Below are 10,530 nucleotides of genomic sequence, written 5' to 3' on the forward strand. Positions count from 1 at the left end.
CATCGCCGTCCCTCGCTCTGGCTCAGGACGTCCATAAAGACGTCCTTATGGACGTCTCTTACGCGCTCACACCACCTTTCGGCAGGCGGCCTCAATCGGTCGGTTACGAAGTTGCGCAAGGTGCCGCGCATGTGGGTGTGGATAGGCGTCCAAGCGTGACCCCCATCAACACTGAACTAGGTATTGTAAAATATAACAAAGCTGAGATTGGAGGGGGGGCCGATCGGCGCTGATCAGGACCCCCTGAAACGGCATATTCCGTTGCGTTTCAAGTGGTTGAAATGAAAGCAGACGGGTTTGATTTCGACGCCTATTCACAGACCTACGGCGCCATCATCAGCGTCTACACCGGTCCCGACGAGGCCATCACCGCGCTAACCGATCGCGGCGTCGAAGAGTTGACGGACATGCTGAGCGAACCGCGTCTCACGACCAAAACCTGGCACCAGTTTCTCGATGACTTTGTCGATGATCCCGAACTCGCCGCCCGCTTCAAGGCCCGGGCACTGCGGTAGCAATCGGACGGTTACAGTTTGCGATCAGCCAGGATGAGTTCCGCCGCACGCCAGCCCAGCGCCATTGCAGGCCCATTCGTATTACCTGATGGTGGCGTTGGCATTGATGAGCAATCCACCACGCGCAGCCCTTTTAGACCGTGCACACGTAACCGTGCGTCGATGACCGAGTTCTTCGGATCATTTCCCATCCGGCAAGTTCCGGTGGCATGGACGCCCGGACCAACTAGCCACTTCAGCGCTTCGCCAATCTGCTCGTCGGTTTGGCATTCCTCGCCTGGAACAACCTCGTGGACGATAAAATCCGCAAGGGCTGGCCGACTCGCGAATTTGCGCATTAACCGCAGCATCTCAACAAATAGCTGCCGATCCTCGGGATCGCCCCACCAGTTCGCGTCAACCGATATCGGCACGTTGATATCAGCCGACTGAATCGCGACGCTGCCACGGGTTTTCGGGCGCAGATAGTACCCGTTAAGCGTCAGCCCGGGCTTTTGTTCCAGCGCTCCACGACCAGGATCGGTTTTGATTTCCTCACTCGATCTCATTGAAAACGGACCAATGCCAAACTGAACATCTGGCCACTGCGGGTCTGACCGCATCGATATCAGGGCAGTCAATTCGGGCGAGGTATAGGCCATTAGACCCGTTCGCGTCGTATAATACTGGATGACGTGACGCATCAATCGCCAGCCATGAAACTGGTGATTAAAGCCAAGATCGTTCTTGATGCGATATGATATCGAAAACATAACATGGTCGACGAGATTGCGGCCAACTGCCGGCAAGTCTACAATCGTTGGGACGCCAGCTGTAGCCAGTACGTCGGTGGGTCCGATACCGGAAATCTGCAAGAGCTTCGGACTTTGGAGCACGCCGGCCGACAGGATTACGTCGTGCGTTGCGCGGGCCTCGTGGACGATGTCGTCGGCCCTGTACCGCACGCCTACTGCGGTATCGCCAGAAACCAGTATCTGCTCCACCAATGCACCAGTAATTACCTGCAAGTTCGCTCGACGCATCGCTGGCTTCAAAAACGCGCGATACGAAGATGCGCGCCGCCCACGGCGATCAACCGTGGCCTGCGTATAACCAATACCTGAGGTGTTTGGAGTGTTGATGTCCTTGAGGACAGGCAATCCCATCTGCTCGCCCGCTTTAAGGGCCGCAGAAATCACGGGAGATCGGTATGGCAGTTCCGTGACTTGTAAGGGCCCAACGCGTCCACGCGATGGATGTGCGTGTCTATAGCGATAGCTTTCCATCTCCTTGAAGCAGCGTTCCATCTCGGACCACGACCATTCGGCCAGCCCCATCTCATGCCAGGCGTCATAATCGGCCGGCATTCCGCGGAGGTACCACGTCCCGTTAGTGGAACTGGATCCACCCAAGCCGCGACCATATGACCAAGTTTCGTTAGGCGGGCGATCTTCGTTCGGCGAAACGGGGAAATGCCAGAAGTACTCCGGCTTTCCCCACATTTTCATAAACGCACGGGGCATGTTGACAAGCTCGGTATCGTTGCGGCCGCCTGCTTCTAAAAGAAGGACACGACTCTTGCCGTCGGCGCTGAGTCGATCAGCCAGCACGCAGCCAGACGAGCCCGCTCCAACGATAATATAGTCATAATCGTGGGATGCCATGTTATTCATTTCCGGAATATTGTGGGGGTATTGGTCGAGTGCGAAGCAAGAACAGCGCAAGGAGTGCGGCAAGGATAGAAGTTACGCCCACCACTATCATTGCAGAGCTTAACCCCCCGACAAGGCTCTGGAGTCCGGTAACAAGAGGAGGACACAGGAATGTTCCCGTGAAGAACGCCGTCGCCCAAATCCCCATTCCGCGGCCGCGTTGCTCAATTGGCAGCAGCATCTGCCCCCACGCAAGCAGAGTCGGGATGACCATTCCCGCGCCCAGTTGCTGGATCAACGCGCCGAGATTTACCGCGGCTACGCTAGTGGCAATACCGAGAACGATCTGCCCGATGCCCATCAGTCCTCCGGCGATCCCCAGCAGCATACCAATCGTTTTTTGATGCAGCTTCCGATATATAAGGGCCCCGACCACATACGTGACAGTCGTTATTGCTTGGTAGAGACCCGCAGCGCTGGGCAGCGTCACGCCGTTCTGAGCTAGCAGTGCGGCGACGTGAAGTGGCTCGACATAGTAGATCAACGACGCAACCAAGGTTACCCCGCCGATTACGCGCACCTGTTTCCAGGGGTATGCCGCGTGACGGCGCGTAGTGCCCAGTGGCCGTTCTTCTAGAGGCTCATCGATGAAGATAAGGGTCGCTATCAAGGCAGGGATCGCTAGCAGGTAGATAAAGAAAGGTCCGCGCCAGCTAACGTTTGCAAGTACGCCGCCAGCAACAATCATAAGTGTACCGCAAATTGATGACGTAATTCCGACCCATGCGACCCATCGATGTCGGGTTTCACCAAAATAGTCTCCGATAAGCGCGCTGGCGATCGTCACTACGAAGGCTTCGGCAATCCCGAGCACTGCTCTACTAATAACAATGATTTCGATTGATGCGGTGAACAGCGGGACGAGACCGGCTGCGACGTACAAAGCCATGCCCGACCGAAAGCATCGACGACGACCGAAACGGTCGGCGAGTGCGCCGGCAAACGGCGCGGAAAATGCCAAGAACAGCGAAGGCAGCGTCACGATCATCGGCACAAGAAGCTGCGCGTTCGGTATGCCGCCGAACTGCTGGAAAAGCTTTGGAATTGCCGGAAACAGCGATACTATCGCCATCACGGGCAAAATGTTCGCGTACAGGAGCGTTATCCCTTTGGCGGTGGTGCCGCGCCCCGTAGTTGTGAGCGACATGGAAGATATGCTCATGCGTTTAGTCCCAGAAGCTGGCGTCGTGCATCCATGTCCGACCCGCTGCTCGCAAAGTCGTCGAATGCCTGCTCAGTCACGCGGATGATTTGATTGCGTATGAACGGCGCACCTTCGACAGCGCCCTGTTCGGGATGCTTGATTGCGCATTCCTACTCAAGCACCGGCCAACGGGAAAAATCATACTTAGCCATCTTGGAAAAAATCTGCCGAAAATCGACCTGACCATCGTCCAGCGACCGGAAGCGGCCGGGACGACCCAGCCCTGATAACCTCCATAGACATCTGAACGACCACTCCGGTGGAACTCGGCGTCCTTGACATGGAAGCACTTCACTCGCTCTGCAACAATGGGTCGCGTCTTAATTGCTTTACGTACCAGCCGTTAAGCATCGTGCTGGTAGCGGGAACTGGACTCTGCTCGCTTTCGACTACTACCCAACCGTCGTAACCTTGCTTGACCAACTCACGATGGAATGCTGCTACGTCAACTAATCCGCGATTATCTCCTAGTTCGCAGTACCAGCGCTCGATCTCGCGTGCCCCACCCCCCGTTAACATTGTCTTGTCCGGATTGGGCAGTCGGAAATCATTAGTTTCATCTACGTAGCGCGTGTTGCTGAGTTGTACGTGCCGCGTGCGGTCCGCAAGCCGGCGATACAGCGCGACGGGGTCGATGCCCGCGATCGCGGCGTCGGCTGTGTCGATTGATAAGCCCACCATCGCGGGATTGCACAACTCAAGCAAAGAAGCGACGTCGTCGACGCTGCGCAGGATCGACACTGCGTCTAGTTTGATCGCAAAGCTAATTCCATGGTCGTTTGCCATTTGACCGACCTTGTTCCAGCACTCTGCTGCCAGCTGGAAGGCGTCTGAGGCTGGCATCTTCGTATCGGCGAACGGCGGCAAAGCGCGCGCGACCAACATGTTGCCGCCGAGCTGTGGCAGCAGTTCGGCGTATCGCTGCAACGACCGCAGAATCGGTGCATGATCGTCGCGGTTGAGCGGCGATCGGCCGAACGCACCTTCCTCGAAGATTGGCCAACCCGGGTCGAAGTAGTAGCTTGATGCGCCCTGAAGCGAACAGGCCGTCATCATGTCGCAAAGCGCCTGGACGGCGCCATAATGTAGCTCAATCCAATCCTTGCGGCCCAGCGGCTCCCAGCGCCCGGTGCCGGCCTCGAGTTCGACAGCGTCGAAGCCGGAAATCGCCACGGTTTTAAACGCAACCTCATGGTCGCGGCGCAGAACAAAGTGGTCATGGCCAGTGCGCCATTGATTTAGCGCGTATCCCCAACGAATGGTCATAGCAGACGCCTCAATTATAAATTTTGGAAAGAACGTTTTTGGCGTACCACATCGCTAGCGCCGTGCTTTCGGGATAGCTGCCGCTGATATCGACCTTGTCGTGCTCTACGCCGATCCATCCTTTGTATTGATGTTTCTCTAGCGCTCGCATTAGTGCCGGGAAGTCGACCAGCCCCCCTGGAACGCCCATCTCGTGGAACCATTGTGGTGTCGTCGACGCAACAAGTTCCGCGTCCGGATGGGATCGATAATCTCCGACAACGTCCACGTGCTTAGTGTCCTTGAAGTGAAAACCAGAAACTCTGTCGTGATATTGCACGTATAGATCAACCGGATCGACACCGGCGATCACGTGTTGTGCGGTGTCGATGAACAGAAAGACATATTCCGGATCGGTCAATTCATAAAATCGGTCGATTTGGTCGCGCGTACGCAGCCCGCCCCAGAACTCGTGATGGCACCCAAGTTTCAGGCCGTAGCCCTTTGCCATCTTACCGACCCGGTTCCACAGATCCGCGAGAATCTGTATCTTTTCGTCAGTTACCGGTTCCATATTGTTATAGGCGTTCGTCGGCATGACGACGAGGTTCTCCGCATCAGTCCCGATGGAAGCGCGTGCGAAATTTTCGAGAACGGCAACAATCAAGTCATGCGTCTCGGGGCGGTGAGGCGCAACACCGCGAGTAGCCTGTGGCATTGCAAAGAAAATGTCGGTGATCTGATTGATACCGCGCTCGCCCAGAAAATCGCGGTATCCTTTGAGAGATCCGAACATAGCGGACACAGCCATTAGATTCCAAGCGAACATGCCAAGCCCTTCGAACCCGGCAACGGCCAACTGCTTGACGAAAGTGTCCATGGCGCGCCGAGACGCAAATTGATTTATTGGACCATTCGGCGACGTCGTTCGCCAATGTTCCGCGTATTGCCAACGAATATTACCCATTGTCCGCTCTTCCCGTTAGGTGCGCTTAGAGACCGATCCGCGCCTTCGCTGTTGACGTCGACTCATCATCAGGCAAGGTCGGGAGGTATTCAAAGCCGATCGCACCGTCGTAGCCCATTCGGACAAGTTCGGAGATCGCTGCATCCCAGTCGATGTCGCCGGTCCCCGGCTCGTGGCGGCCCTTGGTATCCGCGACTTGAACGTGATGTACGAGATGCATCCGGCCTTCGAGGACGCCCGGGACAGATTCCTCCATCACCGCCGAATGATACATATCATAAAGCAAGCGTAAATTGGGACTGTCGACCGTTTCAATTAGGTCGAGAGCCTGGCTAGTGCTCGAAAGATAAATCAGCGGTAATTCTACTCGATTGTTGAGCGGCTCAAGGAGAAGGATGACACCCGCCTCCTCGGCGACATCAGCGATACGGCGCAGTCCAACGATTGCGTTAGCGTGCTGCTCCTCGTGCGTCATGCCGGGAACATTAAAGCCCGACGCCACAATCATTGGCGGAGAACCAAGCGCCTTTCCAGCTTCAATCGAATCTCGCACTGCTTGCACAAGCTCATCATGTTCAGCGGGATCAATCATGCTCCGGCGTGGATCGACGCAAAATGAACTTACCCGAACGCCGTGATCGGTGAGCGCTTGTGCGATCCGGCTCATCGGTTTGTCTCGCCACAAGTGAAACTCGACGGCATTGAACCCGGCTTTCTTCGCCGCAACAACTCGATCGGAAAGATCAGGCCCACTCTGCGGAAATAGCCATTCAATGCATGCAGCTGGAGAAAGGGTCATGCTTGTTTCTCACTTATTATTGGTTAACCGCAATAAAGCGGAATTCCGGGGTTAGTAGTTAAAGCCAAACCGTAATCCGATTGTCCGGACTGAGTCATAGTTGAAGCGCTGAGTAGTTGTGAGTGTGCCCTTATTGACCGCATCGCCGGCGTCAGAGCCAATGAAGAAGGGTCGGATTTGATTCGTGCAGTTTCTGCAGAAAACGGAGAATGTCATCCCGCCTGACCGAACACCAACGTTAGCATCAAGTCTGTCCACAGTTGGTATAGTCGCCTGTGGAGCAAAGCTCGTTGTAAGAGGCGACCGGTGATAGTATGTTAGATTAACTATCGCGTCTGTGTGTCTAATGATCGGGTGCATGTAGTCCGCGCTCACAGTTGACGTAAACTTTGACGAAAGCGGAACTCGCTGGCCCGCAGCGTTAAAGGTACTGGTGCCTACGCATCCAGGTTGACCGGTGTAGCATTGAGCGCCGGGATAGCTATTAAATTTTGCGTCGATCACGCTAGCAGACGCGCTCAGCGATAATTCTCGTGTAGGTCGTAGCTGAACGCTCGCATCAATGCCTTTCGTAGTGGCAGTGGCGGCATTGCTCAGAACGTTAGTTTGTAGACGTTCTACAAATGACTGCACTTGTAGATCCGAAAAGCGAGTGTAAAAAGCCGACACGCTAAGTGTAAGTTTGCGGTCAAACATCGCGCTTTTGACGCCGACCTCGCCACCTTTTGAGATCTCTGGATTGACGGCCAAGCGGCTGCCGGCGGCCGGCGACGAATTGGAGAAGCCGGGACCTTTATAACCCCAGCCATAAAATCCATACAGAAGCGTTTGTGGTGTGATCTGGAAATCAGCACCGACACGCCAGCTGAAGTTTGTATTAGCGTATCGGTCAGTTGTGAAATTGTCTGGTACGCCCAATGTCACGAAGTAAGGAGTGCGATTCTCTGCGAGTGCAACCGAGCCCTCATCTCTCGTAAGGCGACCGCCTGCGGTCAGTTTGAAGCCATCGAAAAGTGAATAGCTTACCTGTCCAAATGCGGCGTAGCTTTTGACGGTGCTTGTAAGATGTGAATCTTGCCCGAGGAGGAATTCATTGTTGACGTTGCACGCCGGAGGCGGGCCCGCGCTTACCGTAGCATCGACGCAAAACGGGAATCCGCTAGCTACGAAGGCTGGTAAGCCGTTAAGCCCTCCACGCAGAACGTCGTTGGTTGTGTGCGATTGGAAATAGTACAAACCGAATTGTCCCGAAAGTGGGTTTGTAGCGGGAAGTGCCAGGCGAAGCTCTTGCGAAAATTGGTCGTACTTCGTAGCATTCAGATTAACATTCAGGAAGTTTGCGGGGGTAAGGTCCGCATCTGCCTGAAACTTCTGTTTGAAAGCTTTCCATGCGGTGATGCTGGAGATTTCCATGCCGTTGCCGAGCAAGTAAGAAATATTAGCTTGCGCGCCCCCGAGTTCGACGTCGCGATACGCCTCACCATCGCTTGCGGAACTAAGATTGTCTGGCCCAGGAGTTATCCTCGAAGCCGCGAGGATCGCGGGGTACTGGCTGTTATCGCCGAGCGTTCTGAACGTGGAATCGGAAAACCCCGACAAGCCGGACGACCGGAAATAATCGCCAATAAGATATATTGACAATGCACTTGTTGGATTGACTAAAAGCTTGAGCCTGCCGCCATACTGCCGCAAGTTTAGATCGTTACGACCAGCGGGAACCTCCAAGGCCTGTGTTACCGCGTCCTGTGTCGAATATGTCCCGCTTGCGCGCAAAGCGACGTCTTCGGATATCGGAATGTTCAGTGTGCTTCGTATCCGAGCACCTTGGCCATCACTCCCCGGGCGGAAGCGGCTCGTCGCCTCGAGATCAAACGATGCGCCATATTTGTCGAACTGCGGCCGCGTCGTGCTGATGTTAATCAGGCCTGCTGATGCATTTTTACCAAAAAGGAGACCTTGTGGTCCGTTGAGCACCTCGACACGCTCGATGTCGTAAAATGCGTTTGCTGCGAATGTTGGGCTCCCCAGAACAACCTCGTCGAGGACCTGTGATACTGAAGATTCAATCGTTGGGGCGAAAGTGCTGGTTCCGATACCACGTACTGAGAAGCTATCGTCGCTACCGATCTGCAGGCTTGGCGTCAGTTTTGTAATTGTGCCCAGATCATTGACGCCACTGGTCCGCAGCGCGTCGCCGCTTACGACCGTCACACTTACAGGAACACGGAGGACGCTTTCGCTGCGGCGTTGAGCCGTAACAATTATGTCGACATTTTCCGTGTCGGCGGCTGATGACGCTGTCCCCTGCGAAGCTGCATCTGCGGTCTCGCTCGCTGCAGCTGTCTGAGCCTGCGCAGTCGAACACCAAGCTCCAAGTACGAAGCTGGCAGACGCGAGCATGACTGTCTTTTTCATATACCCTCTCCACTCGGATTTCACATCCGTTCCTATCTTCCTGGGAGAGTATGGCGCTCACTTACGTCACAGAAACGAATTGTTTCGCTCATTATCTACCATAGAAAATGGTGGGTCAGATCCCTCATGCTGTCCCCAAAGCTGCTACGAAGCAAATACGTTTGGCACAGTCGCGCAGCGATTATGGCAGGATGGCGGAACGCTTTATCATTCAGAACCGGCAGCGAAATAGCATGCGTAGAAGCGCTAGAGGGCACTTAACCGGGCTCCGCTTGGGCCGGCGCGCTACTCGGCAATATCGTCAGTCTTCGCGGGGACCGGCGTGTCGGCCCAAAACTGTCTGGCCGTTACTCTCGAGCTGATGCCCCTGAATGCTCGTGTCTATAAGCCGGCTTCTGCTACTGCTTCCCGCAACTTACCCCGCAGCCAGCCTAGGGCCGCATCCTTTCTGCGCATTGGGTGGAACATCATCACCTCCGGCATACTCGGCATGGGGATGGGCACCTTCCAAATAATGATTGGAAGTTCGGCCGTCGCTAGTTTTGCAAGCCCATTAAACAACAGGCTTATACGGCTGGTGCCGATAAGACATGATGGGATGCAGCTGAAATTCGGTGCTACCAAAGCCGTTCGATCACCGCCTCCGTAAAGGCTAAGCTGCTCTTGTGTAAGGATGCTAGACAGACGGGCTCGATCGAATTTCACAATAATCTGCTGCAAGGACATGACGGTCGCAAGGTCCGGCTGCTTTTGGAGAGCCGGATTTTTAGACCAGCCTACGAGGACTAAAGCGTTGGTCAGCAACGGCTCGCTCGCGAAATTGGGATTGCTGTAGATACTGGGCGTTACCACCAGGTCGAGTTCATTGCGCTGAAGAAGAGGAGACGGATCACCACTCGATGGACGTACATCTAGCGAGATTCCGGGCGCGTGTAAGAAGGTCAGACGCGTTAGGATGGGTAGCAGAACCGGAACAAGATGTTCAGGCATCTCCATCCTGAAGCATCGGTTTGAGTCGATAGGCACGAAGCCTCGATCGATATCAACGACGGCTTCAATGTGCTGGATAGCTTCGCGCAACGGGCGTCTAATAGTTTCGGCGAGCGCGGTCGGCATCATCTGACGACCAGAATGGATCAGGAGTTCGTCGTCGAAGTGACTCCTGAGCCGTGACAGCGCGGCGCTCATTGCAGTTTGCCCGACGTGCATCCTCGCAGCGGCGCGCGTGACGTTATGTTCTTCCAACAGCACGTGAAGAGCGATCAGCAGGTTTAGATCAAGGCCTTTGAACCGCAAAACTCGCTCCCGTCCATGGATGAGCCGACGCGAAGGCTACCGGCAAACCACTTGCTGTTACGCTCATGTGCTATCTCGTTTTCTGCTAACGATCTATCAAAATAATCAATTCCACGTATATGAAATGCCCGTTTAAATCAATTGACGCGAAAGCATGACAGGAACGAGCCGGCCGCATTGCGCGAGATACGTCTGTTCAACAATCCGGACCTTCTCCTCTCCTCCGGCGCTGAACACCCGAGAGGACCTCGCCATCATTGTAACGCCTGGTCTTATACCAAGATTCACTGATCAGAACTCGCGAGCCCAATCACGCAGGCCGATAGACATGATCTTCCAGGGCTGGTCGACCAGCTTGTTCCAGGCGTCGCAGCAATGGTCGACGATGTCGTCATAGG

Annotated in this window: 8 protein-coding genes and 1 pseudogene; 1 reads left to right on the forward strand and 8 read right to left on the reverse strand. The window is 55.0% G+C overall.

Features of this window, described 5'->3' with window-relative positions; genetic code table 11:
* Positions 1-281: 281 nt before the first annotated feature.
* A complete protein-coding gene (locus tag EWE75_RS22780) occupies positions 282-515 on the forward strand; it encodes a hypothetical protein (RefSeq protein WP_130160365.1) in 234 nt (77 codons plus the stop codon).
* Between the two features lie 11 nt (positions 516-526).
* On the opposite strand, the gene EWE75_RS22785 is transcribed toward EWE75_RS22780, so the two are convergent.
* The 8 genes and pseudogenes from EWE75_RS22785 to EWE75_RS22820 all read right to left on the reverse strand — a co-directional run bounded on the left by EWE75_RS22785 (position 527) and on the right by EWE75_RS22820 (position 10,132).
* On the reverse strand, positions 527-2,158 hold the full coding sequence (locus tag EWE75_RS22785) for a GMC family oxidoreductase (RefSeq protein WP_130160366.1): 1,632 nt from the start codon (positions 2,156-2,158) through the stop codon (positions 527-529).
* Between the two features lies 1 nt (position 2,159).
* A complete protein-coding gene (locus EWE75_RS22790; RefSeq protein WP_130160367.1) occupies positions 2,160-3,368 on the reverse strand; it encodes an MFS transporter in 1,209 nt (402 codons plus the stop codon).
* Positions 3,365-3,720, reverse strand: a pseudogene (locus tag EWE75_RS22795) (sugar phosphate isomerase/epimerase family protein); the annotation flags it as partial. The gene EWE75_RS22790 and the pseudogene EWE75_RS22795, both read right to left, overlap by 4 nt.
* The gene (locus EWE75_RS26205) at positions 3,702-4,676 is read right to left on the reverse strand and encodes a sugar phosphate isomerase/epimerase family protein (RefSeq protein ID WP_130160368.1); all 975 of its coding nucleotides are present in this window, start codon (positions 4,674-4,676) and stop codon (positions 3,702-3,704) included. The pseudogene EWE75_RS22795 and the gene EWE75_RS26205, both read right to left, overlap by 19 nt.
* A 10-nt stretch (positions 4,677-4,686) precedes the next feature.
* Positions 4,687-5,622: a sugar phosphate isomerase/epimerase family protein gene (locus EWE75_RS22805; RefSeq protein ID WP_130160369.1), complete on the reverse strand. Its 936-nt coding sequence runs from the start codon at positions 5,620-5,622 to the stop codon at positions 4,687-4,689.
* Positions 5,623-5,647: 25 nt separating this feature from the next.
* Positions 5,648-6,421 carry a hydroxypyruvate isomerase family protein gene (locus tag EWE75_RS22810; protein WP_130160370.1) on the reverse strand — a complete coding sequence of 258 codons (774 nt, stop codon included), beginning with the start codon at positions 6,419-6,421 and terminating at the stop codon, positions 5,648-5,650.
* Between the two features lie 51 nt (positions 6,422-6,472).
* The gene (locus tag EWE75_RS22815) at positions 6,473-8,836 is read right to left on the reverse strand and encodes a TonB-dependent receptor (RefSeq protein ID WP_231708530.1); all 2,364 of its coding nucleotides are present in this window, start codon (positions 8,834-8,836) and stop codon (positions 6,473-6,475) included.
* Positions 8,837-9,217: 381 nt separating this feature from the next.
* Positions 9,218-10,132, reverse strand: coding sequence for a LysR family transcriptional regulator (locus tag EWE75_RS22820; protein ID WP_130160371.1), 915 nt, complete (start codon positions 10,130-10,132; stop codon positions 9,218-9,220).
* Positions 10,133-10,530 lie beyond the last annotated feature (398 nt).

Origin of the sequence: Sphingomonas populi, from assembly GCF_004208535.1 — a bacterium.
GTDB lineage: Bacteria > Pseudomonadota > Alphaproteobacteria > Sphingomonadales > Sphingomonadaceae > Sphingomonas > Sphingomonas populi.

Coding starts and splice junctions, on each gene's coding strand:
- EWE75_RS22780 (WP_130160365.1), top strand. CDS start 282: ATGAAAGCAGACGGGTTTGATTTCGACGCCTATTCACAGACCTACGGC.
- EWE75_RS22785 (WP_130160366.1), bottom strand. CDS start 2,158: ATGGCATCCCACGATTATGACTATATTATCGTTGGAGCGGGCTCGTCT.
- EWE75_RS22790 (WP_130160367.1), bottom strand. CDS start 3,368: ATGAGCATATCTTCCATGTCGCTCACAACTACGGGGCGCGGCACCACC.
- EWE75_RS26205 (WP_130160368.1), bottom strand. CDS start 4,676: ATGACCATTCGTTGGGGATACGCGCTAAATCAATGGCGCACTGGCCAT.
- EWE75_RS22805 (WP_130160369.1), bottom strand. CDS start 5,622: ATGGGTAATATTCGTTGGCAATACGCGGAACATTGGCGAACGACGTCG.
- EWE75_RS22810 (WP_130160370.1), bottom strand. CDS start 6,421: ATGACCCTTTCTCCAGCTGCATGCATTGAATGGCTATTTCCGCAGAGT.
- EWE75_RS22815 (WP_231708530.1), bottom strand. CDS start 8,836: ATGAAAAAGACAGTCATGCTCGCGTCTGCCAGCTTCGTACTTGGAGCT.